General features: G+C 75.2%; 24 protein-coding genes. 8 read left to right on the top strand and 16 right to left on the bottom strand.

Annotated elements, in window-relative coordinates:
* The first annotated feature begins 14 nt into the window (after positions 1-14).
* The gene (galE, locus tag BLT39_RS08305; RefSeq protein ID WP_091061525.1) at positions 15-974 is read left to right on the top strand and encodes a UDP-glucose 4-epimerase GalE; all 960 of its coding nucleotides are present in this window, start codon (positions 15-17) and stop codon (positions 972-974) included.
* Here galE and BLT39_RS08300 read toward each other — a convergent pair.
* On the bottom strand, positions 952-2,265 hold the full coding sequence (locus BLT39_RS08300) for a hemolysin family protein (protein WP_091061523.1): 1,314 nt from the start codon (positions 2,263-2,265) through the stop codon (positions 952-954). The two genes, galE and BLT39_RS08300, sit on opposite strands and share 23 nt — an antisense overlap.
* 140 nt (positions 2,266-2,405) lie before the next feature.
* Between BLT39_RS08300 and BLT39_RS08295 the strand changes: the two genes are divergently transcribed.
* Positions 2,406-3,143: a CAP domain-containing protein gene (locus tag BLT39_RS08295; protein ID WP_091061521.1), complete on the top strand. Its 738-nt coding sequence runs from the start codon at positions 2,406-2,408 to the stop codon at positions 3,141-3,143.
* 95 nt (positions 3,144-3,238) lie between these two features.
* Here BLT39_RS08295 and BLT39_RS08290 read toward each other — a convergent pair whose 3' ends face one another.
* The 5 genes from BLT39_RS08290 to BLT39_RS08270 form a co-directional block, all read right to left on the bottom strand.
* A complete protein-coding gene (locus BLT39_RS08290; protein WP_242658252.1) occupies positions 3,239-4,120 on the bottom strand; it encodes an endonuclease domain-containing protein in 882 nt (293 codons plus the stop codon).
* Between the two features lie 185 nt (positions 4,121-4,305).
* A complete protein-coding gene (locus BLT39_RS08285; protein ID WP_091061517.1) occupies positions 4,306-5,523 on the bottom strand; it encodes an NADP-dependent isocitrate dehydrogenase in 1,218 nt (405 codons plus the stop codon).
* A gap of 32 nt (positions 5,524-5,555) precedes the next feature.
* Complete coding sequence (locus tag BLT39_RS08280) at positions 5,556-6,503, bottom strand: malate dehydrogenase (RefSeq protein ID WP_091061515.1); 948 nt, start codon at positions 6,501-6,503, stop codon at positions 5,556-5,558.
* 47 nt (positions 6,504-6,550) lie between these two features.
* On the bottom strand, positions 6,551-6,850 hold the full coding sequence (locus BLT39_RS08275) for a DUF3017 domain-containing protein (protein ID WP_091061513.1): 300 nt from the start codon (positions 6,848-6,850) through the stop codon (positions 6,551-6,553).
* Between the two features lie 9 nt (positions 6,851-6,859).
* Complete coding sequence (locus tag BLT39_RS08270) at positions 6,860-7,723, bottom strand: bifunctional methylenetetrahydrofolate dehydrogenase/methenyltetrahydrofolate cyclohydrolase (protein WP_091061510.1); 864 nt, start codon at positions 7,721-7,723, stop codon at positions 6,860-6,862.
* 96 nt (positions 7,724-7,819) lie between these two features.
* Here BLT39_RS08270 and BLT39_RS08265 point away from each other — a divergent pair, with 96 nt between their 5' ends.
* Positions 7,820-8,539, top strand: a complete 720-nt coding sequence (locus tag BLT39_RS08265; protein WP_091061507.1) for a hypothetical protein — start codon at positions 7,820-7,822, stop codon at positions 8,537-8,539.
* Here BLT39_RS08265 and purH read toward each other — a convergent pair.
* From purH to sucC, 6 genes are all read right to left on the bottom strand, one after another.
* On the bottom strand, positions 8,536-10,086 hold the full coding sequence (gene purH / locus BLT39_RS08260) for a bifunctional phosphoribosylaminoimidazolecarboxamide formyltransferase/IMP cyclohydrolase (RefSeq protein ID WP_091061504.1): 1,551 nt from the start codon (positions 10,084-10,086) through the stop codon (positions 8,536-8,538). The genes BLT39_RS08265 and purH overlap by 4 nt on opposite strands.
* Positions 10,083-10,664, bottom strand: a complete 582-nt coding sequence (purN, locus tag BLT39_RS08255) for a phosphoribosylglycinamide formyltransferase (protein WP_242658251.1) — start codon at positions 10,662-10,664, stop codon at positions 10,083-10,085. The genes purH and purN overlap by 4 nt, the downstream gene beginning before the upstream one ends.
* A 44-nt stretch (positions 10,665-10,708) precedes the next feature.
* Positions 10,709-11,884 carry a cell division protein PerM gene (locus tag BLT39_RS08250; RefSeq protein WP_091061502.1) on the bottom strand — a complete coding sequence of 392 codons (1,176 nt, stop codon included), beginning with the start codon at positions 11,882-11,884 and terminating at the stop codon, positions 10,709-10,711.
* 119 nt (positions 11,885-12,003) lie between these two features.
* Positions 12,004-13,368, bottom strand: coding sequence for a hypothetical protein (locus BLT39_RS22705; protein WP_207507703.1), 1,365 nt, complete (start codon positions 13,366-13,368; stop codon positions 12,004-12,006).
* A 160-nt stretch (positions 13,369-13,528) separates the two neighbouring features.
* Entirely contained in the window at positions 13,529-14,407 is an 879-nt protein-coding gene (gene sucD / locus BLT39_RS08240) for a succinate--CoA ligase subunit alpha (protein ID WP_091061500.1), read from the bottom strand.
* A gap of 33 nt (positions 14,408-14,440) precedes the next feature.
* Positions 14,441-15,604: an ADP-forming succinate--CoA ligase subunit beta gene (sucC, locus tag BLT39_RS08235; protein WP_091061497.1), complete on the bottom strand. Its 1,164-nt coding sequence runs from the start codon at positions 15,602-15,604 to the stop codon at positions 14,441-14,443.
* 107 nt (positions 15,605-15,711) lie between these two features.
* Here sucC and BLT39_RS08230 point away from each other — a divergent pair, with 107 nt between their 5' ends.
* Positions 15,712-17,541, top strand: a complete 1,830-nt coding sequence (locus BLT39_RS08230) for a CocE/NonD family hydrolase (RefSeq protein WP_091061495.1) — start codon at positions 15,712-15,714, stop codon at positions 17,539-17,541.
* Here BLT39_RS08230 and BLT39_RS08225 read toward each other — a convergent pair.
* Positions 17,531-18,682, bottom strand: a complete 1,152-nt coding sequence (locus BLT39_RS08225) for a hypothetical protein (protein ID WP_242658250.1) — start codon at positions 18,680-18,682, stop codon at positions 17,531-17,533. The genes BLT39_RS08230 and BLT39_RS08225 overlap by 11 nt on opposite strands.
* Before the next feature lie 185 nt (positions 18,683-18,867).
* Between BLT39_RS08225 and BLT39_RS08220 the strand changes: the two genes are divergently transcribed.
* Both BLT39_RS08220 and BLT39_RS08215 read left to right on the top strand, forming a co-directional pair.
* Entirely contained in the window at positions 18,868-19,767 is a 900-nt protein-coding gene (locus BLT39_RS08220; RefSeq protein WP_242658249.1) for an esterase/lipase family protein, read from the top strand.
* A 179-nt stretch (positions 19,768-19,946) separates the two neighbouring features.
* Positions 19,947-20,801: a M23 family metallopeptidase gene (locus BLT39_RS08215; protein ID WP_242658248.1), complete on the top strand. Its 855-nt coding sequence runs from the start codon at positions 19,947-19,949 to the stop codon at positions 20,799-20,801.
* A 105-nt stretch (positions 20,802-20,906) separates the two neighbouring features.
* On the opposite strand, the gene pcrA is transcribed toward BLT39_RS08215, so the two are convergent.
* Positions 20,907-23,198 (bottom strand): DNA helicase PcrA, encoded by a 2,292-nt coding sequence (pcrA, locus tag BLT39_RS08210; protein ID WP_091061491.1) that lies wholly within the window; start codon positions 23,196-23,198, stop codon positions 20,907-20,909.
* Between the two features lie 217 nt (positions 23,199-23,415).
* On the opposite strand from pcrA, the gene BLT39_RS08205 reads away from it, so the two are divergent.
* On the top strand, positions 23,416-23,685 hold the full coding sequence (locus BLT39_RS08205; RefSeq protein WP_091061490.1) for a chorismate mutase: 270 nt from the start codon (positions 23,416-23,418) through the stop codon (positions 23,683-23,685).
* Positions 23,686-23,750: 65 nt separating this feature from the next.
* The gene (locus tag BLT39_RS08200) at positions 23,751-24,488 is read left to right on the top strand and encodes a PIG-L deacetylase family protein (protein WP_091061488.1); all 738 of its coding nucleotides are present in this window, start codon (positions 23,751-23,753) and stop codon (positions 24,486-24,488) included.
* 12 nt (positions 24,489-24,500) lie between these two features.
* On the opposite strand, the gene BLT39_RS08195 is transcribed toward BLT39_RS08200, so the two are convergent.
* Both BLT39_RS08195 and BLT39_RS08190 read right to left on the bottom strand, forming a co-directional pair.
* A complete protein-coding gene (locus tag BLT39_RS08195; RefSeq protein ID WP_091061486.1) occupies positions 24,501-25,148 on the bottom strand; it encodes a response regulator in 648 nt (215 codons plus the stop codon).
* Positions 25,145-26,323 carry an ATP-binding protein gene (locus BLT39_RS08190; protein WP_242658247.1) on the bottom strand — a complete coding sequence of 393 codons (1,179 nt, stop codon included), beginning with the start codon at positions 26,321-26,323 and terminating at the stop codon, positions 25,145-25,147. Before BLT39_RS08190 ends, BLT39_RS08195 begins: the two co-directional genes overlap by 4 nt.
* Between the last annotated feature and the right edge of the window lie 54 nt (positions 26,324-26,377).

Raw genomic sequence — 26,377 nt, 5'->3', positions numbered from 1 at the left:
CGTAGGGTGCACGCATGCGAGTTCTCGTCGCCGGTGGTGCCGGCTACATCGGCAGCGTAGTCACGGCCGCCCTCCTGTCCGGCGGCCACGAGGTGACCGTGCTGGACGACCTGTCCACCGGCCACGCCGACGCCGTCCCCGAGGGCGCGACCTTCGTGCAGGCGTCGCTGCACGACTCCGCGCCCGTGCTGGCCGACGTCCGGCCCGAGGCGGTGCTGCACTTCGCGGCCAAGAGCCTGGTCGGGGTCTCCCAGACCCAGCCCGAGGACTACTGGCACACCAACGTCGGCGGCTCGCTGGCGCTGCTGGAGGCGATGCGCGCCGTCGACTGCCGGCGCATCGTGTTCTCCTCGACGGCGGCCACCTACGGGGAGCCCGAGAGCGTGCCGATCACCGAGGACGCACCCACCCGGCCGACCAACACCTACGGCGCCTCCAAGCTCGCCGTGGACCACATGCTGACCAGCTACGCGGTCGCGCACCGGTTCGCCGCGGTCAGCCTGCGCTACTTCAACGTCGCCGGCGCCGGGTTCGGCCTGGGCGAGCGGCACGCCACCGAGACCCACCTCATCCCCATCGCGCTGCAGGTCGCCGCGGGCACCCGCGAGGCGATCACCGTGTTCGGCGAGGACTACCCCACCCCCGACGGCACCTGCATCCGCGACTACGTGCACGTGCTGGACCTGGCCGACGCCCACCTGCTGGCCCTGCCGGCACCCGCGCCCGGCGAGCACCGGGTCTACAACCTGGGCAACGGCACCGGGTTCAGCGTGCAGCAGGTCGTCGACGCCGTCCGCGAGGTGACCGGGCACCCGGTGCCGGTGGTGGTCGGGGCCCGCCGGGCCGGCGACCCCGCCCAGCTGGTGGCCTCCTCCGCGCGCATCCGCGCCGACCTGGGCTGGGCCCCGCAGCACGCCGAGCTCACCACGATGGTGCGCGACGCGTGGGAGCTCAGCCGGCCGGCGGGGCGCTGACCTCCGCCGGCGGCGCCGGGGAGACCGCGATGCGGGCGATCCGGCGGCCGTCGAGCTCGGTGACGGTCAGCTGCCGGCCCTCGTGGACGGCGCCGTCGCCGACCGCCGGGATGCGGCCCAGCTCGGCCAGCATCCACCCGGCCACGGTCTCGTAGGGGCCCTGGGGCAGCTCGAGGCCGGTGGCCTCGGCGAAGTCGTCCAGGTTGAGCAGGCCGTCGACGTCGTGCGGGCCCTCGGCGGGCTCGTCGGTCTCGGGGACGGCGTCCTCGTCGTACTCGTCGTAGATCTCGCCGATGACCTCCTCGATGAGGTCCTCCAGGGTCACGATGCCGTCGGTGCCGCCGTACTCGTCGACCACGATGGCCAGGTGCTGGCTCTCCCGGCGCATCTCCGACAGCGCGGTGAGCACCCCCGCCGTCCCCGGCAGCTGCTTGACCTCGCGGGCCAGGTCGCCGACGGTGGCGGCCCGGCCGGCCGGGTGGCCGGGCAGCAGCAGGTCGCGCACGTGCACGAAGCCGACGACGTCGTCCTGGGTGCGGCCGACGACCGGGTAGCGCGAGCGGCCGGAGTCGGCGATCAGCTTGGCCGCGCGGCTGGCGGTCAGCGACGCCTCGAGGAAGTCGACCTCGGTGCGCGGGGTCATCACCTCGCGCACCTCGCGGCCGCCGGCCCGGAACACCTCGTCGATCAGCCGGCGCTCGTCGGTGGACAGCGACTCGTGGGCCGCGACCAGGTCGCGCAGCTCCTCCTGGCTGATCGACTCACCGCTCTGCTTGGGGTCACCGCCCAGCAGCCGGACCAGCAGGTCGGTGGAGCGCGACAGCAGCCAGATGACCGGCCGGAAGGCCGCGGCGATGCGGTTGAGGGGCCCCGCGACGACGAGGGAGAAGCCCTCGGCGCGCTGCAGCGCCAGCCGCTTGGGCGTCAGCTCGCCGACCACCAGCGACAGGTAGCTGATCGCGATGGTGACCAGCACGAAGCTCAGCGGGTCGGCGACGCCCTGCGGCAGGCCCAGCGAGGTCAGCCAGTCCCCCAGCGGCTCGGACAGCGTGCTGGCACCGAACGCGGCGGAGAAGAACCCGGCCAGGGTGACCCCGACCTGCACCGCGGCCAGGAACCGGTTGGGGTCGCCGAGCAGCTTGGAGAGCGCCCGGCCGCGGCTGCCGCGCTCGCCGAGCGCCCGCACCTGCGACTCCCGCAGCGAGACCAGCGCGATCTCCGCGCCGGCGAACGCGCCGCCGATCAGCACGAAGACGACGACCATGACGATGTTGAGCCAGACGTCGCTCACCGGCGGCGTGCTCCTTCTACGGGTTGTGGTGCGGGCGGGTCACCAGGATCGCCGGTCCCGGGTGGGGGCGTCCAACCGGCAACGCCGGCCGGCTCCCGGGCGTTCCGCCGCGGGGTGCCCGGCGGCTACGGTGGTCGGCCATGACCGGGGAGCGACGACGTCGTCACCGTCCGCGCGTCGGACGCTGGTGGCCGGCGGCGGTCGTGGGGGCGGTGCTGGCCGTCGTCGGGGGCGGTTGGTGGCTGCTGCCCGGGTCCGGCGACCCGGTGCCCGCGGCGGCGACCACCGCCGCGGCGTCGACCACCACGCCGGCGCCGGTGAGCACGGTCGCCCCGGCCCCGGTGACCAGCGTGCCGGTCACCACCACGCCGGCCGCGCCGACGACCACCCCCGTGCCGACGACACCGCCCCCTCCCCGGCCCGCGCCGTCGACCACGGCACCCGCGCCCGCCCCGGCACCCGCACCGGCGCCCGCCGCCGCACCCGCCGTGCCGACCGCCGACCCGGGCGTCGAGGGCGAGGTCGTCGCGCTGGTGAACGCCGAGCGGGCCGCCGCCGGGTGCGGTCCGGTGGCCGCCGACGCCGGGCTGGCCGGGGTGGCCCGCGCGCACAGCGCCGACATGCGCGACCGCGGGTACCTCAGCCACACCACGCCCGAGGGCCTGTCCCCCTGGGACCGCGCCGCCGCGGCCGGGGTGACCGGCGCCTCGGCGGAGAACATCGCGCAGGGGTACGGCGACGCGGCGTCGGTGGTGGCCGGCTGGATGGACAGCCCCGGCCACCGCGCGAACATCCTGGACTGCAGCAGCACCCGCCTGGGCGTCGGCGTCGCCCCGGGCCCCGGCGGCCCCTGGTGGACCCAGCTCTTCGGCCGCTGACCGGGCGCGGGGCGCGCCCGGGGCGGGCCCGCGCGTGATCACCCCGGGTCCAGTGCTGCCTCCGAGCTCGGGAGGCAGCAACTGACCCGTCCTCGTCACGCGGCCAGCACGGCGAGCACGCGGGCGACCAGTTCCGCCGGGTGGTGCAGGTCGCGGGCCGTCACGAAGACCACCCGCCAGCCCGCCGCCTGCAGCGCGTTCAGGCGGGCGCGGTCCTTCGCGAACCGGCCCGGCTCGGCGTGCCACAGCCCGTCGTACTCCAGCGCCACCTTCCGGTCGGGCCACGCGAAGTCCACCCGCGCGACGAAGCGGCCGTCCTGCAGCACGCAGAACTGGGCGACCGGCGCCGGCACCCCACCACGCCGCAGGTGCAGCCGGGTCCGGGTCTCCTGCGGTGACTCCGCGAGACCGTCCGCCAGGTCGACGGCCAGCCGTGCGCCCGCGCTCCCCCGGCACCGGGGCAGGGAGTGGACCGCCGACCGCAGGTCGGGGAGCCCGACGAGCCGACCGGCGACGAGCCGGTCCACCAGGACGACCCGCTCGTCGGGCGGCCCGGGACGCCGGGCCAGGTCGACCGCGGTGCGCACCCTGCTGGTCACCGGTGCGCCGCCCCGCAGGACCACCTCGCCGGCGACCTCCGCCGTCCGCGCCCGGACGTCCGACGACGGGGTCCAGCGCTCCCCCGGTGGCACCACGACGTCCACCGGGTCGTCGACGCCGACCAGGTCCGGCACACCCCACAGCGAGGCGGCGGTCAGGTCGGCGAAGGCCGCGCCGGCCGGCATCACCAACCGGACACCCGCGACCCGGACCCGGTGGGTGAGCGGCACCGACGCGTCGACGTAGACGTCCTGGCGCAGTCGACGCCAGGCCGAGCTGCGCAGCTGCGCCGCGGTCAGCAGCCCCCGGCCGACCGCGTCGCTGCCCCGGAACACTCGCCCGGCGAGGGCCGGTGGGACGGCAGGGGCGGTGGGCACGCTCCGCAGCCTGCCCCCGGGGACGTCCCCGACCAGGAGTTGTCCACAGGCCCGTGATCACCCCGGGGCGGATGCTGCCTCAGCTCCACCGAGGCAGCGGCCCACCCGCGGTGATCGACGCACCCCGGGCGTGCGACGGCCCCCCTCCCGCGGGGCGGGAGGGGGGCCGTCGGGCGTGCGGTGGGTCAGGCGGCCATGGCCTTCTGCAGGTTGGCGTCGATGGCGGCGAGGAAGTCCTGCGTGGTCAGCCAGGGGGCGTCCTTGCTGATCAGCAGGGCGAGGTCCTTGGTCATCTGACCACCCTCGACCGTCTCGATGCAGACCCGCTCGAGGGTCTCGGCGAACTCGGTCACCTCGGGGGTGCCGTCGAGCTTGCCGCGGTGGGCCAGGCCCCGGGTCCAGGCGAAGATCGACGCGATCGGATTGGTCGAGGTCTCCTTGCCCTGCTGGTGCTGCCGGTAGTGCCGGGTCACCGTGCCGTGGGCGGCCTCGGCCTCGACGGTCCTGCCGTCCGGGGTGGCCAGCACCGAGGTCATCAGGCCCAGCGAGCCGAAGCCCTGCGCCACGGTGTCGGACTGCACGTCGCCGTCGTAGTTCTTGCACGCCCAGACGTAGCCGCCCTCCCACTTGAGGTTGGCCGCGACCATGTCGTCGATGAGGCGGTGCTCGTAGGTGATGCCGGCCGCGTCGAACTTCTCCTTGAACTCCGCGTCGAACACCTCCTGGAAGATGTCCTTGAACCGGCCGTCGTAGGCCTTGAGGATCGTGTTCTTCGTCGACAGGTAGACCGGGTAGTTGCGGGCCAGGCCGTAGTTCAGCGAGGCGCGGGCGAAGTCCCGGATGGACTCGTCGAGGTTGTACATCGACAGCGAGACACCGGCGCCGGGGGCCTGGAAGACCTCGCGCTCGATCGGCTCCGAGCCGTCCTCGGGGGTGAAGACGACCTTCAGGGTGCCGGCCGAGGGGAACTTGAAGTCCGTGGCGCGGTACTGGTCGCCGTAGGCGTGGCGGCCGACGATGATCGGCTTGGTCCAGCCCGGCACCAGGCGCGGCACGTTCTGCATGATGATCGGCTCGCGGAAGATCACGCCGCCGAGGATGTTGCGGATCGTCCCGTTCGGGGAGCGCCACATCTGCTTGAGGCCGAACTCCTCGACCCGCGCCTCGTCCGGGGTGATGGTGGCGCACTTGACGCCGACGCCGTGCTTCTTGATGGCGTTGGCGGCGTCGACGGTGACCTGGTCGTCGGTGGCGTCCCGGTGCTCCATGCCCAGGTCGTAGTACTCGAGGTCGACGTCGAGGTACTTGAGGATCAGCTCGTCCTTGATGAACTGCCAGATGATCCGGGTCATCTCGTCGCCGTCGAGCTCGACGACCGTGCCCTTGACCTTGATCTTGCTCACGTGGTGGTGGTCCCTCTCTGTTGGAGGCCGACTCAGAGGTCGGCCACGTCCGCCTGCTTGGCCCGTACGGCCTCGGCTGCCTCGCGCAGCCCGGCCAGCTCGTCGTCGGTGAGGTCGCCCTCGACCACCCGACGGACACCTTCACGGCCGATCTCGGCCTCGACCCCCAGGTAGACCCCGGAGATCCCGTACTCGCCGTCGACCCACGCGCACACCGGCAGCACGCTGCCTGCGTCCTCGATGACCGCCTTGGCCATCCGGGCCGCGGCCGCGGACGGCGCGTAGTACGCCGACCCGGTCCTGAGCAGCGCGACCACCTCGGCCCCGCCGTTGCGGGTGCGGTCGACCAGGTGCGCGATGCGGTCGGCGTCCAGCACCTCCGACAGCGGCCGGCCGTCGACGGTGCAGCGGCTGGGCACCGGCACCATCGTGTCGCCGTGGCTGCCCAGGGTCAGCGTGCGCACCGACGAGGTGGGGACGCCGAGCTCGCGGGCCACGTTGTCGGTGAACCGGGCCGTGTCGAGCATCCCGGCCTGGCCCATCACCCGCTGGGTCGGGAACCCGGTGGCCAGCTGGGCCAGCGCGGTCATCTCGTCCAGCGGGTTGCTGACCACGATCACCACGGCGTCCGGGGACGTGCGGGCGACGTTCTCCGCGACCTCGCGGACGATGCCGGCGTTGGTCTCGATCAGGTCCATCCGGCTCATGCCGGGCTTGCGGGGCAGCCCCGCGGTGACGACGACGACGTCGGAGCCCTCGGTGCCCTCGTAGGAGCCCCCGCCGACGCCGACGACCTCGGTCTCGAAGCCCTCGATCGACCGCGACTGGTTGATGTCCAGGGCCAGGCCCTCGGGCCGGCCCTCCAGGATGTCGGTGAGCACCACGGTGCCCACGACGTCGTACTGGGCCAGCCGGAGTGCGGTGGTGGAGCCGTAGAAGCCGGAACCCACCACGGTGATCTTGCCGGGCTTCGTCGCCATGGCCGCCAACCTAGCGCCGGGCCCGCCCGGCTGCGCCTCCGGGCCCGTCAGCCCGGGGGGATCGCCAGCGCGACGAGGGCCAGCACCAGGCCGGTCCCGGTCGTCAGCACGACGTCGGTGGTGGTGCTCCGCACGGCCAGGAAGCCCAGCCGGCGGACCGGCAGCAGCATGCGCAGCACCCCGGCCCCCACCAGGGCGAGCCCGACCACGACCAGCCCGCGCCGCCAGTTGCCCGCGGCCACGGTGACCAGCCCCGCGGCGACCACCAGCAGCACGGCGGTGAGCGGGAGCTGGCGCAGCACCCCGGCCAGGATCGGCCGCCGGGTGTAGAGCGGGGTGCGGGCCACCTCGGTGCCTCAGGCCACCACGGGGGCCGCGGCCCGCTCGGCGAGGGTGACCACGTTGGACAGCAGCATCGCCCGGGTCATCGGCCCGACGCCGCCGGGGTTGGGGGCGACGTGGCCGGCCACCTCGACGACGTCGGCGGCGACGTCCCCGGCGATCTTGCCGTCGACCCGGCTGACGCCGACGTCGAGGACGGCGGCACCGGGCTTGACCAGGTCGGCGGTGATCAGCCCCGGGACGCCGGCGGCGGCCACCACGACGTCGGCGGTGCGGGTGTGCGCGGCCAGGTCGCGGGTGCCGGTGTGGCAGAGGGTCACCGTCGCGTTCTCGCTGCGCCGGGTGAGCAGCAGGCCCAGCGGCCGGCCCACCGTCACCCCGCGGCCGACCACGACGACCTCCGCGCCGGCCAGCGGGACGTCGAAGCGGCGCAGCAGCTCGACGATGCCCAGCGGCGTGCACGGCAGCGACCCGGGGATGCCCAGCACCAGCCGGCCGAGGTTGGTGGGGTGCAGGCCGTCGGCGTCCTTGTCGGGGTCCACGGCCTCGAGGACGGCGGCCTCGGAGACCTGGCGCGGCAGCGGCAGCTGCACGATGTAGCCGGTGCACGCGGGATCGGCGTTGAGCTCGGCGACGACGGCGAGGACGTCGGCCTGCGAGGCGTCGGCGGGGAGCTCGCGCTGGATGCTGGCGATGCCGACCTGCGCGCAGTCCTTGTGCTTGGCGTCGACGTACCAGCGGCTGCCCGGGTCGTCGCCGACCAGCAGGGTGCCCAGACCCGGGCGCCGGCCGGCCGCGGCGAGGGCCTCCACCCGCTGCGCCAGCTCGGTGCGGATCGTGGCCGCGGTCGCCTTGCCGTCCAGTCGCGTCGCCGTCACGCGCCCAGTCTGCCGCACCGGGGGCGTCCGGCGTCCCGGCGCACCCGGCCCGGTTCTCCTAGGCTCGGGAGGACCGGTTGCCGCCGAGGAGGACCCATGAGCCAGCCCGACGACCGCACCCGGGCCTTCCCCGCCGCCGGGTCCGAGCCCGCCCACCCGCAGCCCGCCCACCCGCAGCCCGCCCACCCGCAGCCCGCCCGGGCGGACCTGGCCGACCAGCAGACCACCGAGGTGCACCCCGTGGCCCCGCTGCGCCAGGAGACGGTGCCCGCGCCCGTGGCCCCCCAGCCCGCGCCGGCGGCCCCGCAGCAACCGCAGACCTGGCGCCCGCCCGCCGACCAGACCACCGCGCCGGCCTGGTCGACCAAGCCGGTCGCGGTGCGCCGGCCGGACTCCGTCGCCTCCCTGCTCCTGCTGCTGGCCGGGGTGGCCGCCGCGCTCAGCCTCCTGCTGCCCTGGGTGCCCGACGGCGCCACCGGGCTGGAGCTGGCCCGGCGCGTCGTCGACCAGGCCACCACCGACTGGCTCGGCCTGTTCAGCACCGGCCTCTGGCAGCCCGGTGCGGTGCTGGCCGGCGGTGCGGTGCTCTTCCTGCTCGGCCTGCTGCTGCTCGTCCCGGCCCGCGCCCACCGGTTCCTGGGCCTGCTGGCGCTGCTGGTCGCGGGTCTGGTGGTGGCCGCCGTCCTGGTGCCGCTGGCCGACCGGGGCTGGCAGCCCGGCCGGTTCGCCGTCGGCTTCTGGTTCGCCCTCGGCACCGCCGGGGCGGGCCTGCTGGGGGCGCTCAAGGCCCTGCTGACGGGGCCGAAGCTGCGCTAGTGGGCGAAGTGGCGGGTGCCGGTCAGGTACAGCGCCACGCCGGCCTCGGCCGCGGCCGCCACGACCTCCTCGTCGCGCACCGACCCGCCGGGCTGGACGACGGCGGTGACCCCGGCGTCCAGCAGCACCTGCAGGCCGTCGGCGAAGGGGAAGAAGGCGTCGGAGGCCGCCACCGACCCGGTGGCCCGCTCCCCCGCCCGCTGCACGGCCAGCCGTGCGGCGTCCACCCGGTTCACCTGGCCCATGCCGACACCGACGGTGGCGCCGTCGGAGGCCAGCAGGATGGCGTTGGACTTCACCGCGCGCACCGCCCGCCAGGCGAAGGCCAGGTCGTCGAGGGTGGCGGCGTCCACCGGTGCGCCGGTGGCCAGCGTCCAGGTGGCCGGGTCGTCGCCCTCGGCCGCGACCCGGTCGACGTGCTGGACCAGCACCCCGCCGCTGATCGGCCGCATCTCCACCGGGTCGGGGGCGGTGCCCTCGGGCATCCGCAGCAGCCGGACGTTCTTCTTCCGGGTGAGCACCTCGACGGCGTCCTCGGTGAACGACGGCGCGACGACGACCTCGGTGAACACCTCGGCGATCTGCTCGGCGGTGGACAGGTCGACCTCGCGGTTGGCGGCGATCACCCCGCCGAAGGCCGACACCGGGTCGCAGGCGTGCGCCTTGCGGTGCGCCTGGGCCAGGTCGGTGCCGACGGCGATCCCGCACGGGTTGGCGTGCTTGATGATCGCCACGCACGGCGCCTCGTGGTCGTGCGCGGCCCGCCAGGCGGCGTCGGTGTCGACGTAGTTGTTGTAGGACATCTGCTTGCCGTGCAGCTGCTCGGCGTGCGCCAGCCCGGGCCGCCAGTTCCGGTACAGGGCCGCCGCCTGGTGCGGGTTCTCGCCGTAGCGCAGCACGTCGGCCCGCTCCCAGCTGGCCGCCGTCCAGGCCGGGAAGCCGGACTCGTCGGGCGCGACGACCTCGCCCAGCCACGAGGCGACCACGATGTCGTAGGAGGCGGTGTGCCGGAAGGCGTCGGTGGCCAGCGCCCGGCGCTGGGCCAGGGTGGTGCCGCCGGACCGGACGGCGTCGAGCACCGCCCCGTAGCGGGCGGGGTCGACCACGACGGCGACCGACGGGTGGTTCTTCGCCGCGGCGCGCACCATCGCCGGCCCGCCGATGTCGATCTGCTCGATGCACTCGTCGGGGGTCGCGCCCGAGGCCATGGTCTCGCGGAAGGGGTAGAGGTTGACCACGACCAGGTCGAAGGCGGCGATGCCGAGCTCGTCGAGCTGGCGGACGTGGTCGGGCTTGCGCCGGTCGGCGAGGATGCCGGCGTGCACCGCCGGGTGCAGCGTCTTGACCCGGCCGTCCAGGCACTCGGGGAACCCGGTGACCTGCTCGACGGGGGTGACCGGGATGCCGGCCTCGGCGATCCGCCGGGCCGTCGCGCCGGTGCTGACCAGCTCCACGCCGGCCTCGGCCAGCCCGCGGGCCAGCTCCTCGACGCCGGACTTGTCGTACACGCCGAGCAGGGCACGGCGGACGGGCATGCGATCGGTCACGGGACGCTGCTCCTTGAGCTGGTGAGGGAGACGAGGGTGTCGACGAGCAGCACCCGCTCGACGGCCTTGATGCGGTCGTGCAGCTGCTGCTCGTCGTCGCCGGGCAGCACGGGGACCGGGGTCTGGGCGAGCACCGGGCCGGTGTCGAGCCCGGCGTCGACGAGGTGGACGGTGGCGCCGGTGGTGGTCACCCCGGCGGCGAGGGCGTCGCGCACCGCGTGCGCGCCGGGGAAGGCCGGCAGCAGGGCCGGGTGGGTGTTGACCAGCCGGCCCCCGAACGCGCCGAGCACCGCGGGGCCGAGCAGCTTCATGAAGCCCGCGCACACCACCCAGTCCGGCCGGTGCGCGGCGATCGCCCCGGCCAGCGCGGCGTCCCACGCGGCGCGGTCGGCGTGGCCGGCCAGGGGGACGACGAAGGTGGGCAGGCCCCGCTCGCGGGCGACGGCCAGACCCGGGGCCTCCCGGTCGGCACCGACGGCGACCACCGCGAAGGCGGGCTCGTCGGCGTCCAGCAGCGCCGCGCACAGCGTCCCGGCACCGGAGATGAGCACCACCACCCGGGCGGGGGGCTGGGTCACCGGCGGCACGTACCGGGAGGCTACTCGGCGGCCCCGACCGCGGGTCAGCGCCGCCAGCGGGTGACCGCGGCCGCCACCGCTGCGGCCAGCCCGGCCTGCGCGCCGGTGGCCAGGCCGGTCGCCAGGGCCGGCGCGCCGACCTCGGCCAGCCCGGCCGTGCCGAGCGACCCCCCGCCGACGAGTGCCAGCACCCCGGCGGCCACGCCGACGCCGACCCCGGTGACCACGCCCCACAGGGCGGCGGTGACCGAACCGCCGTCGCCGTCCCCCAGCCGCCGCGCGGTGGCGGTGCCGGCGACCAGCCCGGCCAGCGCGGGCAGGGCCTGGGACAGGAAGGCCAGCAGCGGCACGGCCTGCGTGTCGGGCAGCGCGGCCAGCAGCGGGAGCGCGGGCACCGCGCCCAGGGTCACCCCGCCGGTGGAGACCAGGGTGCCGGCGCCGACGGCGAACCCGGGGCCGGCGGCCAGCCCGAGGACGGCGGCCGCGGCGTTGGGCAGCAGCAGGGCGGACAGCCCCACCAGCCCGACCGCGCCGGCGCTCGCCCCGCCCAGGCTGGTGGCCAGCGCAGCCACCCCGGCCACGTCGCTGACCAGCGCGACGGCGACCACGGCGAGCGCGAGGGCGAGCGCGGTGAGGGTGCCGGCGAGCACGCCGCGCGCCACCGCCCGGCCGGGGCCGGGGAACCGGTCCAGCAGGTCCCCCGCCGCGCCCGACTCCCGCCCGGCCCCCCAGGCGGAGGCCAGCAGCGGCAGCAGCACCGCGCCGACCGCGAGCCGGCCGAGGCCGACGCCGGCCGCGGGGGTGTCGACGGCTAGGGCGAGCAGCAGGGTGAGCACGAGGTGGGTGCCGGTCGCGGCCGCCACGACCAGACCGACCGGCCGGCGCCCGTCGAGGTCGCGGTGCACGACGACCGAGCGCGCGGCCTGCGAGCACCCCCACGCCGCCACCGCGGTCAGCACGAGGGGGGCCAGCGCGACCGGGCCGCCGGCCAGCTGCAGCGACGCCCCGTGGGCCAGCAGCCACAGCCGGACGGCGAGCGCCAGGTCACCGCCGGTGGACAGGCCGCCGTCGGGGTCCAGGGCGCCGACGACGACGAGGGCGAGGGTCAGCACCAGCAGGCCGACCAGGGTGAGGGCGGCGGTCGCCGCCGCGGCGAGGGCGGGGGCGGGCAGCCGGCTGGCGGCTCCGCGGAGCGGGGACCGGGTCAGGAGCTGGCGCACGCCCCCACTCTCCCAAGCCGGGACCGCCGGTCCGCGCCGCACCCGCCGGGGAACGCCGAGACCCGCCCCGGCGGGTGCCGGAGCGGGTCTCGGGGTGCTGCTGCGCGGGGAGCGCCGGGTCAGGACCCAGCGGGCCGGTCGCCGTCGCCGTCGGAGCCGCGGTCGCGGTCCGCGTCGGTCGCCGGGGGCGGCGGCGGGGTGGTGGGCGCCGCGTAGGTCGGCGGGGCCGGCGGCTGGCCCCCGCCCGGGGTCGAGCTCCAGCCGGCCGAGGAGGCGGTGGAACCGGTCGACGGGGTCGACTGCCCCCAGCCGCTCTGGCCCGCACCGCCCTGGCCCGCACCATTCTGACCCACACCGCTCTGACCGGCACCGCCCTGGCCGTAGCTCGACGGCTGGCCGTAGCCGCCCGAGGACGGGGTCCCCGGCTGCCCCGACTGCTGGGGCGCGCCCCACCCGCCGGCCTGGCCCTGCTGCTGGCCGGGCGCCTGCCCCTGGGGGGCGCCGTAGCCCTGCTGCGAGCCGTAGCCCGACGGGCCCTGCGGGGAGCCGTAGCCCTGGCCGTAACCCTGGCCCTGGCCCTGACCCTGGCCCTGACCCTGACCCTGGCCCTGACCCGACGGACCGCCGTGGCCGGGGCCGCCCTGGCCGAACTGGGGCGCGGGCTGGTTGGCCCACGAGGCGGCGTTGGCCACCCCGCCGGGCAGGGCGGGCTTGTTCTTCAGCTCCGGCAGCAGGCCGAGCACCGCGAAGGCCAGGGCGGCCGCCGACACCAGGAAGGTCAGCAACGCGAAGAAGCTGAAGCCGGCGGAGAAGGTCTGGATCCACTCGATGAGCGTCAGCAGGAACGCCAGCGCGGTGAGGCCGACGGTGACGAAGCTGCGCGGGAAGCCGAGCTTGAGGTCGGTGACGGCCGGCAGCAGCGCCCACACGGCCGCGGCGAGCAGCAGGATGAAGGAGAAGACGATCAGGCCGGACTCGAAGCCGTTGATGCTGTAGCTGTAGCCGAACCCGAAGTCGCCGCTGAACCACGGCAGCAGCGAGAAGAGCAGGTACAGCACCGCCGAGCCGGCGACGACGTAGTCCCCGAGCTTGAGCTTCTTGAGGTCCAGCCCGCCGCCGCCGGTCCCGCCGTGGCCGCCCGGACCGCCCTGGCCGTAGCCGGGCTGGCCGTAGGACTGACCCTGACCGGGCTGCTGCCCGTAGCCCTGCTGCCCGTAGCCCTGCTGCCCGTAGCCGCCCTGCTGCTGCCCGTAGGGGGGCTGGCCGTAGCCGGGCTGGCCAGGCTGCTGGCCCTGCTGGCCGTAGGGGGGCTGCTGCCCGTAGCCGGGCTGCTGCCCGGAGGGCGGCTGCTGGCCGTAGCCGGGCTGACCGGACTGGCCCGGCTGCCCGTAGCCACCCTGGGACTGGCCGTAGCCGGGCTGCTGACCGTAGCCGGGCTGACCCTGCCCGGGACCCCCGGTCTGGTCGGGTCCGCTGCTCGTCATCGCTCGACTTCTCCCCTGCCTGGTTCCGGTGTGGACGTGATCAGGATGTCAGCTCCGCGACGGATCGTGCCCACGCCCGACACTCCCCGCAACCGCGAGACGGCGGGGCACCCCGGAGGAGGGGTGCCCCGCCGTCGGGCGGTGCGCCGGGGGTCGCGGATCAGGCGCCGACGATCTCCCGCATGAGGCGCGCGGTCTCCGAGGGGGTCTTGCCGACCTTGACGCCGGCGGCCTCGAGGGCCTCCTTCTTGGCCTGCGCGGTGCCGGCGGAGCCGGACACGATGGCGCCGGCGTGGCCCATGGTCTTGCCCTCGGGCGCGGTGAAGCCGGCGACGTAGCCGACGACCGGCTTGGTCACGTGCTCCTTGATGAACTCCGCGGCCCGCTCCTCGGCGTCGCCGCCGATCTCGCCGATCATCACGATGGCCTCGGTCTCCGGGTCGTCCTGGAAGGCCTGCAGCGCGTCGATGTGCGTGGTGCCGATGACCGGGTCGCCGCCGATGCCGATGGCGGTGGAGAAACCGATGTCGCGCAGCTCGTACATCATCTGGTAGGTCAGCGTGCCGGACTTCGAGACCAGCCCGATCTTGCCGGCCTGGGTGATGTCGGCGGGGATGATGCCGGCGTTGGAGCGCCCGGGGCTGATCAGGCCCGGGCAGTTGGGGCCGATGATCCGGGTGGTCTTGCCCTGGGCGTAGGCCCAGAACTCGGTGGAGTCCTTGACCGGGATGCCCTCGGTGATGACCACGCAGAGGTTGATCCCGGCGTCGACGGCCTCCACGACGGCGCCCTTGGCGAACTTCGGGGGCACGAAGACGACGGTGACGTCGGCCCCGGTCTCCTTCATCGCCTCGGCGACGGAGCCGAACACCGGCACGCTGGTGCCGTCGAAGTCGACGGTCTGGCCGGCCTTGGAGGGGTTCACGCCGCCGACGACGGCGGTGCCGGAGGCCAGCATGCGCTGGGTGTGCTTGCGGCCCTCCGACCCGGTGATGCCCTGGACGATGACCTTGCTGTTCTCGGTGAGGAAGATGCTCATGTTCTGGTGTCCTTCGGGGTCAGCAGGTCGGGGTCAGGCGGCGGCGAGCTCGGCGGCCCGGCGGGCGGCGCCGTCCATGGTGTCGACCACGGTCACCAGCGGGTGGGCGGCCTCGGCGAGGATGCGGCGGCCCTCGTCGACGTTGTTGCCGTCCAGGCGGACGACGAGGGGCTTGGTCGCCTCGTCGCCGAGGATGGACAGCGCCGAGACGATGCCGTCGGCGACCGCGTCGCAGGCGGTGATGCCGCCGAAGACGTTGACGAAGACGCTCTTCACGGCCGGGTCGGACAGGATGATGCCCAGGCCGTCGGCCATGACCTGCGCCGAGGCGCCGCCGCCGATGTCCAGGAAGTTGGCCGGGCGCACCCCGCCGAACTCCTCGCCGGCGTAGGCCACGACGTCCAGGGTGCTCATGACCAGGCCGGCGCCGTTGCCGATGATGCCGACCTCGCCGTCCAGCTTGACGTAGTTGAGGTGCTTCTCCTTGGCGGCGGCCTCGAGCGGGTCGGCGGCGGCGACGTCCTCGAGGGCGTCGTGGCCGGCCTGCCGGAACGCGGCGTTCTCGTCGAGGGTGACCTTGCCGTCCAGCGCCAGCACGGTGCCGTCGGGGGCCTTGGCCAGCGGGTTGACCTCGACCAGGGTGGCGTCCTCCGCGGAGAAGACCTCCCAGAGCTTGATGGCGATCTCCACGACCTGGTCGCGCACCTCGGCGGGGAACTTCGCCGCGTCGACGATCTCCTCGGCCTTGGCCCGGTCGACGCCGACGGTCGCGTCGACGGGGATGCGGGCCAGCGCCTCGGGCTTGCTGACCGCGATCTCCTCGATCTCCATGCCGCCCTCGACGCTGGCCATTGCCAGGAAGGTGCGGTTGGAGCGGTCGAGCAGGTAGGAGAAGTAGTACTCCTCGGCGATGTCGCTGGCCTGGGCGACCATCACCTTGCGGGTGACGTGGCCCTTGATGTGCAGACCGAGGATGTCGGTGGCGCGGGCCTTCGCCTCCTCCGGGGTGTCGGCGAGCTTGACGCCCCCGGCCTTGCCCCGGCCGCCGACCTTGACCTGGGCCTTGACGACGACCTGGCCCGCGATGTCGCGGGCGATGGCCTCGGCCTGCTCAGGGGTCTCGGCGACGCCGCCGGGGAGCACGGGCACGCCGTGCGCTGCGAACATGTCACGGGCCTGGTACTCGAAGAGATCCACGAACAGGGACCGTAACGCCACCGCAACCCCTGCGCCGAACCCTCGTTGCCCTCTATGGGGCGCATCACAGCGCCCGCACACCCGTCACCGTCGACGAGGAGCGCAGCGTGCGCCGAGGAACCACCGTCCTGCTCACCGCCGCCCTGCTGGGGACCGGCGCCGTCACCGCCCCCGCCGGTGCGGGCGTCCCGGTGGAGATCGTGCCGCGGGACCTGACCATCACCGTGACGGGCCTGGGCCCCGAGGGCCGCACCTGCCAGGTCGACGCCGACCTGTACGTGCCCGCCGGGGTCGACGCCGACCACCGGGCGGCCGCGGTGCTGACCACCAACGGCTTCGGCGGCACCAAGGCCGACCAGGCCGACATCGCCCAGGGCCTCGGCGAGCAGGGCTACGTGACCCTCGCCTACACCGGGCTCGGGTTCGTCGACGGCGACCTGTGCCCGATCACCCTCGACGACCGCGAGCACGACGGCGCCGCGGCCAGCCAGCTGCTGCGCTTCCTGGGCGGCGACCCGTCCGTGCGGGCGGTGGACGACGCCACCGGCGCGCCGGTCGTCGTGGACCAGGTGGTGCGCCAGGACGACGCCACCGGCACCCCGTTCGACCCGGCCGCCGGGATGATCGGCGGCTCCTACGGCGGCCAGGTGCAGTTCGCCACGGCCGCGGTGGAGCACGCCGCGGGCACCGACCGGCTGGACGTCGTCGTGCCCCTCATCACCTGGAACGACCTCGCCTACGCCCTGGCGCCGGAGAACGGCGGCGCCACCCCCACGTCGGTGACCTCCCCCGGCACCGGCGTGCCGAAGTACCAGTGGATGGCGCTGTTCACCGTCCTCGGCGTGGCGAACGGCCTGCAGGACCTCCCGGCGGTCACCGACCCGGCGCAGCTGGCCGACCTGGCCACCGGCAACTGCGCGAACTTCGACGCCCGGGTCTGCACCGCGCTGCGGGAGGTGGCCACCACCGGCTACCCCAGCGCGGCGTCGATCGCCTTCCTGCGGGAGCGGTCGGTGGCCTCCTACGTGTCCGACGTCCGGGTGCCGACCCTGCTCGCCCAGGGTCAGGCCGACACCCTGTTCGACCTGCAGGAGTCGGTGGCCACCTACACGGCACTGCGCGACCAGGGGACGCCGACCGCGCTGGTCTGGCAGTCCTGGGGGCACAGCGACCTGACCCCGCAGCCCGGCGAGCTGGACATGCGCCACCCGGAGGACTCCGTGCAGGGCCGCCAGGTGCTCGCCTGGTTCGACCACCACCTGCGCGGCACCGGCCCGGCACCCGAGCTCGGCTTCTCCTACTACCGCGACTGGGTGCACGAGCGGACCGGCGACGTGGCGGCCGCCTACGCGCACGCCGACGCCTACCCCGTCGGCACCCCGCAGTCGCTGTACCTGTCCGGCAGCGGCGACCTGGTCCCCGACCCGGCCGCCGTCGTCCCCGGGTCGGCGTCCTGGAGCTCGGTGGCGCCGGTGGGCCCGAACTACACCGAGACCTCCTTCCTGGACCAGACCGCTCCGGTCACCGACCCGCCGGGGACGGCCGTGCGGTTCACCTCGCCCCCGCTGACCGCACCGGTCGACGTCGTGGGCTCGCCGCAGCTGACGGTGACCCTGGACGCCCCGGTCGTCGCCGGCACCCAGCGGCTCGGGCCCGGCGGCCAGCTGGTGCTGGTCGCCAAGCTCTACGACGTCGGCCCGGACGGCGCCGTCGAGCTGCCGCACCGGCTGGTCAGCCCGGTCCGGGTGGCCGACGTGACCCGGCCGGTCACCGTGCAGCTGCCGGGCATCGTGCACCGGTTCGAGGCCGGGCACTCCCTCGCCGTCGTGCTCGCCGGTGGCGACCTGGCCTACCGGGGGTCGACGCTGCCGCAGCCGGTGGGTGTGCGGACCGGCCCGGGTGTGGCCGGGGAGCTGCAGCTGCCGGTCACCGGCTGAGCGGGGCGTCCTCGTCGTCGAGCCCGTGCGGCCCGGCGGCGGGGGCGCCCTCCCCCGGCTGCCAGCGCCAGGCCAGCAGCGCCAGGCCGGTGCTGGCCAGGCCCAGCAGCAGCAGGCCCGTCCCGGGCAGCGTCCAGTCCAGGTCCGGGGAGTGCAGCGCGTCGCGGAGCCCGGACAGGCCCGCCTGCAGGACGGCGACGCCCACCGCGAGCAGCCCGCCGACGGCGGCGAGCCGCGGCCGCAGGGACGCCGACACGACCGCGGCCAGCAGCAGCGCGGCGGCCAGCAGCAGCCCGCCCAGCAGCGCCACCCCGGGTCGCTCCAGCAGGGCCCGCGGTCCCTCGGTGGCCACCACGGTCACCAGGCCGGTGGCCGGGTCGGTGACCAGCTGGTCGGTGACGTCGGCGGCCGGCAGGGCCAGGCAGAGCACGGTGACCGCGCCGAGCAGCACCCCGGCCCCGGCCAGGGCGGGGCGCAGCGGGTCGAGCCGACCGGCGTCCTCCATGACCGTCCGCCCGAACGCCACGACGGCGACCGCCCCGGCGAGCACGGTCAGGCCCAGGGCGACCACGCCCAGCGTCCACCCCGGCCCGGTCGCCACCGTCGAGGTGACGACCAGGTCGCCGGCCAGCACCTCGACGCCGGGCCGGGTGGTCGACGCCAGGCCCTGGTACAGCTCGATGAGCAGCCGGCCGACCGCCAGCGCGCCCGCGGCCCCGGCGTAGGCCAGCCCGAAGCGCGGCACCCGCCCGGCCGCGGTGAGCACGCCCACCGCCAGCGCCACGAGCGGGGTGAGCAGCGCGACCAGCACGTCCAGCGGGCCGGTCGCCAGCGACAGCTGCCGGCCGTCGACGTCGAGGTAGGTGGGGAAGACCGCCACGGCACCGACCAGGCCGGCCAGCGCGAGCAGCCCGCCGGCCAGCCGGGCGGTGGCCGGCACGGTGCCGACCACCAGGCCGTCGCCGGCCGTAGGCGCCTGCGCGCCCCGGGCGGCGGGTGCGCGCCGTCCGCCCCGGGCGGTGGGTGCGCCCTGCCCGCCCCGGCCGTCGGCGGTCCGCCGTGCCGACGGGGTCCGGCGGGCAGCGGGGGTCGCGGCGCCGCCGGGGCGGCGCTGCGGGTCTCCGGTCCTGCGGGTGGCCACGGGAGTCCTCCTCGGGGTGCGACCGGCGGGCGGCCGTGACCGCATCGTGATCGTGTCGTCTCGTGCCCATGTGTGACGTCGGGCACACGGGGGCATTACCGTGCCGTGAACGGGGCAGGAATTCGTGAGCCCCGCCACAGCTCGACCGCAGCCTCCTGTGGTCCGACCCGACCCAGGAGGTGCCGGTGACGACGTCCGCGTCCGCCCCAGCGTGGCACGGCACCCCCGCCGTCGTGGCGAGCGGCGCGTCCGGCGTGGCCCGCGCAGCGCGGACCGTGCGCGGGCTGTGCACCCCCTCGATGCTGGCCGGCGGGCTGACCGAGCTGGCCTGGCTGAGCGCGCACGCCCTGCTGTGGCCGCTGGGCACCCGCCCCGAGACCCCGGTGGTCGACGACCGCATCCGTCCGGAGTGGCAGCCGCCCGCGGTCCGCGCCCTCTTCGCCGGCGACCCGCTGGCCGCGCGCGTCCCGGTCGTGCTGGTCCACGGCATGGTCGACAACCGGTCGGTCTTCACGGTGATGTCGCGCGCGCTGCGCCGGCGCGGGTTCACCAGCGTGAGCACCTGGAACTACAGCCCGCTGGTGCAGGACGTGCGGGTGGCCGCCCGCCAGCTCGAGCAGCACCTGGCGCGCGTCTGCGAGGACAGCGGCCACGACCGCGTGCACGTGGTCGGCCACAGCCTGGGCGGCATCGTCGCCCGGTGGCTGCTGCAGTGCGGCGGCAGCGAGCGGTTCGCCTCCCTGACCACCCTGGGGTCGCCGCACGGCGGCACGATCTGGGCGCACGCGGGCCCCACGCCGCTGATCCGCCAGCTGCGGCCGGGGTCGGACCTGATGGCCGAGCTCGGCCGCCCGGCGCCCGGCCTCGACGTCCCGGTGACCGCGGTGTGGAGCGACCTGGACCAGCTTGTCCTGCCGGTGTCCTCCGGCCGGTGCGACCACCCCGACCTGCAGGCGCGCAACGTCGCGGTGCACGGCGTGGGCCACATGTCGCTGCCGATCCACCGCGGCGTGGTCGACGAGGTCGCCGCCGTGCTCGCCGGCCACCGGGCCGGCACGGACGCCGACCACATCGCCGTCGCCTGAGCAGGAGCTCCTCGCCTCACCGTCGGTGAGCAGAAGTCGACTCAGCGACACGCCGGACCGCCTCCCCGACCCTCGCGGTCACCCGTGGTCACATTCCGGTCACGCGGTCGGCATCCTGCCGGCGCTCGTCACTCCTCTGGCGAACCGGAAGGCGGTACCCCTTGTCCCGCTCCCGCGACGTGGTCGGACCCCCGCGGCCCGGCCGTCCGGTACGGGACCGGTCGGTCCTCGAGGCCCCCGCCCTGGACCTGTCCGCGCTCGAGGACGTGCCGTCCCTGCCCGCGCCGCGGCTGCCCGCCGACGACGCGCTGGCCCCGCCCACCGGCCGGGTCGAGGTGCTCAGCAGCGGCCCCGCCCCGGACCGGCGCGGACGTCACCGCCTGCCCAGCCCGCCGCGCCGGCGTGGTGGCCTGCTGCTCGCCGCGCTCACCGTCGGCGGCCTGCTCGCCGCCGTCCTGGGCAGCACCGGGACCGGGGCGCCGACCGACGTGGTCGCCGGGGACTACGGCCTGTCGGCCACCGAGTCCAACTTCTCCGGCGGCATGGACGACGCCGATGCCCGCCGCGAGATCACCGCCGCCGAGGCCCAGGCCCGCCTGGACGACCTGGCCGCCTCCCGCGCCGCCCGCGAACCCAGCTTCGTGCTGCCCACCGACGGCGTCATGACGACCTGCTTCTGCCAGCGCTGGGGCCAGATGCACTGGGGCATCGACCTCGCCGCCCCCCTGGGCACCCCGATCGTGGCCGCCGCCGACGGCGTCGTGCTGCGCGCGGGCCCGGCCACCGGCTACGGCAACGCCATCTACATCCAGGACGCCGACGGCAACGTCGAGATCTACGGCCACATGCGCTACCTCTACGTCGAGGCCGGGGACGTCGTCTCCGCCGGCGACCTGATCGCCAAGGTCGGCAGCGAGGGCCAGTCCACCGGTCCGCACCTGCACTTCGAGATCCACGTCGGCTCCATGACCGGCCGCCCCACCGACCCCGAGGTCTGGCTCGACGACCGCGGGATCACCGTCCCCGGCGCCTGAGGCCCACCGCCACCCCGGTGATCATGGGGTTGGTGCCGTCCGGCGTGCCGAGGTCTGCGCGTCCGCCGGCGACGACCCCGTGATCACGCCTGGCCATCGCAGCGACTACAGCTTGACGACCGGGGCGTAGCGGAGGACCAGGCGCTTGGTGCCGCCGGAGCCGAAGTCGACGGTGGCCTGCGCCTTGTCGCCCACCCCGTTGACCTCGACGACCGTGCCGAGGCCGAAGGCGTCGTGGCTGACCCGGTCGCCCACGTCGACGCTGATGACCTGCCGGTTGCCGACCCCGCCGCGCAGCCCACCGGTGGACAGCCCGGTGGCGGCCACCCGGCGCTGCGCCGAGCCGTAGGACGCCGTCGGCTTGGGGTCCACGCCGGTCCAGTGCACGGCGTCGTCGGGCAGCTCGTCGAGGAAGCGGGACGGCGGGTTGTAGGCCGGCTGCCCCCAGGAGGTGCGCACCGTCGCCCGGGACAGGAACAGCCGCTCCCGGGCCCGGGTGATGCCGACGTAGGCCAGCCGGCGCTCCTCCTCGAGCTCCTTGCTGTCGCCCAGGGCGCGCAGGTGCGGGAAGACGCCGTCCTCGAGGGCGGTCAGGAAGACCACCGGGAACTCCAGGCCCTTGGCGGTGTGCAGCGTCATCATCGTGACCACGCCGGCGTCGTCGCCGCTGACCGGGATCTGGTCGGCGTCGGCGACCAGGGACACCTGCTCCAGGAAGTCGGTGACGCTGCCCTCGGGGTTCACCGCCTCGAACTCGGCGGCGACGCTGACCAGCTCGTGCAGGTTGTCCACCCGGCCCTCGTCCTGCGGGTCGGTGGAGGCCTCGAGCTCCGAGAGCAGGCCGCTGCGCTCCAGGATCGACTCCAGCAGCGCACTGGGGCCCGAGCCGGTGGCCAGCAGGTGCTCGAACTCCTCGAGCAGGGACACGAACTCCTGGATGTTCTTCAGCGACCGGGTGGCCAGCCCCGGTGCCTCCTCGGCCCGGCGCAGCGCGGTGGCGAAGGCGATCCGCTCCCGGTCGGCGAGGGTCTCCACGCAGGCCTCGGCGCGGTCGCCGATGCCGCGCTTGGGCGTGTTGAGCACCCGGCGCAGGCTGACCACGTCGGTGGGGTTGCTGACCACCTTGAGGTAGGCCAGTGCGTCGCGGACCTCCTTGCGCTCGTAGAAGCGCACCCCGCCGACGACCTTGTAGGGCATGCCGACCCGGATGAACACCTCCTCGAAGACGCGGGAGGCGTTGTTGGTGCGGTAGAAGACCGCGATGTCCTTGGGCCTGGCCAGGCCGTCGTCGACCAGCTTGTCGATCTGCTCGGCGACCCAGGCGGCCTCGTCGTGCTCGTTCTCCCCGACGTAGCCCTCGATGAGCTCGCCGTCGCCGGCGTCGGACCACAGGTTCTTCGGCCGGCGGGCGGTGTTGCGGGCGATCACCTGGTTGGCCGCGCGCAGGATGCGCTGGGTGGAGCGGTAGTTCTGCTCCAGCACGATGGTGGTGGCCTCGGGGTAGTCGCGCTCGAACTCGTCGATGTTGCGGATCGTGGCGCCGCGGAAGGCGTAGATGGACTGGTCGGCGTCGCCGACGACGCACAGCTCGGCCGGCGGCACGGGCCCGCCCGGGAAGCCCACCAGCTCGCGGACCAGGGCGTACTGCGCGTGGTTGGTGTCCTGGTACTCGTCGACCAGCACGTGCCGGAACCGCCGCCGGTAGTGCTCGGCGACGTCGGGGAAGGCCTGCAGCAGGTTGACCGTGGTCATGATCAGGTCGTCGAAGTCCATCGCGTGGGCCTCGCGCAGCCGCCGCTGGTACAGCGCGTAGACCTCGCGCAGCACCTTCTCCGGCGCGGTCTGCGGGTTGAACGACTCCTCGTCGACCAGCTCGTTCTTCAGGTTCGAGATCTGCGCGGCCAGGCTGCGGCCGGGGTAGCGCTTGGCGTCGAGGTCCAGGTCGCGGGCCACCATCGTCATCAGCCGGACCGAGTCGCCCTGGTCGTAGATGGTGAACGAGCTCTTCATGCCGAGCTTGGCGGCCTCGGCACGCAGGATGCGCACGCACATGGAGTGGAACGTCGACACCCACATGGCCCGGGCCCGCGGGCCGACCAGCTGGGCCACCCGCTCCTTCATCTCCCCGGCGGCCTTGTTGGTGAAGGTGATCGCCATGATCTCGCCGGGGTGCGCACCGCGGGCGCCGAGCAGGTAGGCGATGCGGTGGGTGAGCACCCGGGTCTTGCCCGACCCGGCGCCGGCCACGATGAGCAGCGGACCGCCCTCGTGGACCACCGCGTCGCGCTGCGGGCCGTTGAGCCCGGCGAGCATCCGCTCCAGCTCCCGGCCGACCTGGCCGGACGTCTGGCGGGGCAGGGCGGCGGTTCCGGGGAGGGAGATCTGCGGGCTGCTCATGTCGCCCCCGAGCTTAGGCGCCGGCACCGACACTCCCCCGGGGCCGCGAGGTGTGGCAGACTCCGCCCCGTGCTGAGCGCGCGCGAGTTTTACTACGGCCACCGGGTACCGGTTGCCGTCCCTCAGCGCTAGCCACTGACAGACGAACCCCGGGCCCAGGAGCCCGGGGTTCATTCGTCTCCGGGGTCCGACGGCCCTCCACCCCAGGAGGAACCCCATGACCACCGCCATCGAGGCCACCCACGCCGCAGCCCGCATCACCGAGCTGCGCGGCGACATCGACGCCTGCGACGCCGAGATCATCCGGCTGGTGCAGCAGCGGCTGGCCATCTCGCAGGAGATCGGCGCCCTGCGCCGCTCCACCGGGGGCACCCGGTTGTCGCTGGCCCGCGAGCAGCAGGTGCTGGCCCGCTTCCAGGAGGCGCTGGGCACCGACGGCGCGGCGCTGGGCATGATGCTGCTCCGGCAGGGCCGCGGACGGCTCTGAGCCCTGCGCCACCGGGGGCGCTCCTCCGGGGAACACCGGGCTGCCCGGGCTGCTTCACTCCCCTCGTGAGCTCCCCGCAGCGTCCCCCCGCCGAGAACGTCGAGCGCGCCCTGTGCGTGCTCGCCCACCCCGACGACGTCGACTTCGGCAGCGCCGGCACGGTCGCCACCTGGACAGCGGCCGGCACCGAGGTGACCTACCTGATCGTCACCGACGGCGACGCGGGCGGGTTCGACGACACCCCCCGGGAGCAGATGCCCGTGCTCCGGCAGGCCGAGCAGCGCGCCGCGGCCGCCGCCGTGGGGGTCACCGACGTGCGGTTCCTCGGCTACCCGGACGGCCGGCTCGAGCTGACCCTGGACCTGCGCCGCGACATCAGCCGGGTGATCCGGCAGGTCCGCCCGCAGCGGGTGCTGACCTCCTCGCCGGAGCGGATGTACGACCGGATCGGCGCCAGCCACCCCGACCACATGACGGTCGGCGAGTCCACGCTGCGCGCGGTCTACCCCGACGCCCGCAACCCCTTCGCCTTCCCCGAGCTGCTCGCCGACGAGGGGCTGGACGCCTGGACGGTGGCGGAGGTGTGGCTGGGCGCCAGCCCGCGCGCCGACCACGCGGTGGACGTCACCGACGTGGTCGAGCGGAAGTTCGCCGCGCTGGAGTCGCACGTCACCCAGGTCGCGCACCAGCCGGAGGGCCAGCTGCGGGAGTTCGTCACCGGCTGGATGCGGCAGACCGCCGTCCGGCACCGCCTGCCCGAGGGCCGCCTCGCCGAGGCCTTCCACGTGGTGCACACCGCCTAGCCCGACCGGGGCTCAGGCCAGCTTGCGGTCCACGGCCCAGCGGGTGAGCTCGTTGCGGTTGGACAGCTGCAGCTTGCGCAGCACGCCCGAGGCGTGGGACTCCACGGTCTTGACCGAGATGAACAGGCGCTGGCCGATCTCGCGGTAGGTGTAGCCGCGGGCCAGCAGCTGCATGACCTCCCGCTCCCGAGCCGAGAGCAGGTCCAGGCCGGGGTCGACGTCCGGCGCGGGGGCGGGCGCGGCCGGCCCGGCGGCGAAGGCGTCCAGCACGAACCCGGCCAGCCGCGGGGAGAACACCACGTCGCCCTCGGCGACCCGGGCCACGGCGTCGCGCAGGTCGGGGCCGGAGATCGTCTTGGTCACGTAGCCGCGCGCCCCGGCCCGGATGACGGCGATGACGTCCTCGGCGGCGTCGGAGACCGACAGCGCCAGCCACCGGACGTCGGGCAGCTCGCCGCGCAGCGTCTCCAGCACCGCCCGCCCGCCGCCGCCGGGCAGGTGCACGTCGAGCAGGACGACGTCCGGGCGGGTGGCCCGCACGCCGGCGACGGCCTCGGCGACGTCGGCGGCCTCGCCGACCACCTCGACGGCGTCGCCCAGCTCCGCGCGCACCCCCGAGCGCACCATCGCGTGGTCGTCGACCAGGAACACCCGTGTCACGTCGTCCTCCTCGGCAGCACCAGCTCGACCTCCGTACCGGCCCCGGGTGCGGTGTGCACCGTCGCGGTGCCGCCGACCCGCTGCAGCCGGCCCACCACCGAGTCGCGCAGCCCGCGCCGGTCCTCGGGCACCCGGTCGGGGTCGAACCCGGCACCCCGGTCGCGGACGTAGACGGTGACCGCGGACGGCGTCACCTCGGTGTACAGGTCGACCGACGTCACCCCGGCGTGCTTGGCGGCGTTGACCACCGCCTCGCGCGTCGCGCGGGCCAGGGCCTCGACGGCGTCGTCGACCTCGGCGTCCCCGACCACGACCGGGTCGACGGCGACCTCGTGGTCGGCCTCGACATCGGCGACCAGCTCCGACACCCGGCCGGCCCAGGTGCCGCCCTCGGCAGAGCGCGGGGCGTACAGCCAGCTGCGCAGCTCGCGCTCCTGGCCGCGGGCCAGCCGGGTGACCTGCGCGGGGTCCCCGGCGTGCTTCTGCACCAGCGCCAGGGTCTGCAGCACGGAGTCGTGCAGGTGCGCCGCCACCGCGGCGCGCTCCTCGGAGCGGATGCGGGCGGCCCGCTCGTCGGCCCGGGAGTCCAGCAGCCGGCGCCACAGCGGGGCGGTCGCCAGCGCGACGCCGACGAGCACCACGACGGTGGCCACGAACCCGTTGCGGGCGTTGGCCAGCTGCCCGGTCGTGGCCAGCAGCAGCACCAACCCGCCCCCGGCGAGCAGCACGCCGACCACCAGGCCCCAGCGCGCGGACCGGGCGTCGGTGCGCTCGGTGTCCAGCTGGTACCAGATCACCGCCAGCCCGGCCCCGGCCAGCACCAGGGGGACGACGACGTCGCCCCGCGTCAGCGTGTCCAGCCGGCTGGACAGGCCCAGCGCCAGCACGCCCAGCGCGACCAGCCCGAGCAGTTGCCGACCGCTGGCCCGCGGGGGGCGCTCCGGGCGCTCGTAGTCGGCCGGGGCCGCCTTCATGGTGAACCAGAGCAGCGCGTAGGCGACGACGCCGACGCCGGAGATGCCCAGCAGCACGAACGCGACGCGGGCGACAACCGGGTCCAGCCGCAGGTGGTCGGCGGTGCCCGCGGCGACCCCGCCCAGCACGCGGCCGCGGCGGGCGCGCAGCAGCGGCGGCCGGTCGGCGCGGACGCCTGCCGGGGGCGCGGTCGTGGTCACCGGACCATCGTGCCCCGGGCCCGGGTGCGGGCACATCGGGGAACACCCTGAGGG

The sequence above is a fragment of the Klenkia brasiliensis genome (assembly GCF_900100695.1).
GTDB classification, from domain to species: Bacteria; Actinomycetota; Actinomycetes; order Mycobacteriales; family Geodermatophilaceae; genus Klenkia; species Klenkia brasiliensis.
This window is presented reverse-complemented; position numbering and strand designations above follow the sequence as displayed.

Excerpts from the sequence above, each read along its gene's own strand:
- galE (WP_091061525.1), top strand. The coding sequence starts at position 15 with ATGCGAGTTCTCGTCGCCGGTGGTGCCGGCTACATCGGCAGCGTAGTC.
- BLT39_RS08295 (WP_091061521.1), top strand. The coding sequence starts at position 2,406 with ATGACCGGGGAGCGACGACGTCGTCACCGTCCGCGCGTCGGACGCTGG.
- BLT39_RS08280 (WP_091061515.1), bottom strand. The coding sequence starts at position 6,503 with ATGGCGACGAAGCCCGGCAAGATCACCGTGGTGGGTTCCGGCTTCTAC.
- BLT39_RS08265 (WP_091061507.1), top strand. The coding sequence starts at position 7,820 with ATGAGCCAGCCCGACGACCGCACCCGGGCCTTCCCCGCCGCCGGGTCC.
- BLT39_RS22705 (WP_207507703.1), bottom strand. The coding sequence starts at position 13,368 with ATGACGAGCAGCGGACCCGACCAGACCGGGGGTCCCGGGCAGGGTCAG.
- sucD (WP_091061500.1), bottom strand. The coding sequence starts at position 14,407 with ATGAGCATCTTCCTCACCGAGAACAGCAAGGTCATCGTCCAGGGCATC.
- pcrA (WP_091061491.1), bottom strand. The coding sequence starts at position 23,198 with ATGAGCAGCCCGCAGATCTCCCTCCCCGGAACCGCCGCCCTGCCCCGC.
- BLT39_RS08205 (WP_091061490.1), top strand. The coding sequence starts at position 23,416 with ATGACCACCGCCATCGAGGCCACCCACGCCGCAGCCCGCATCACCGAG.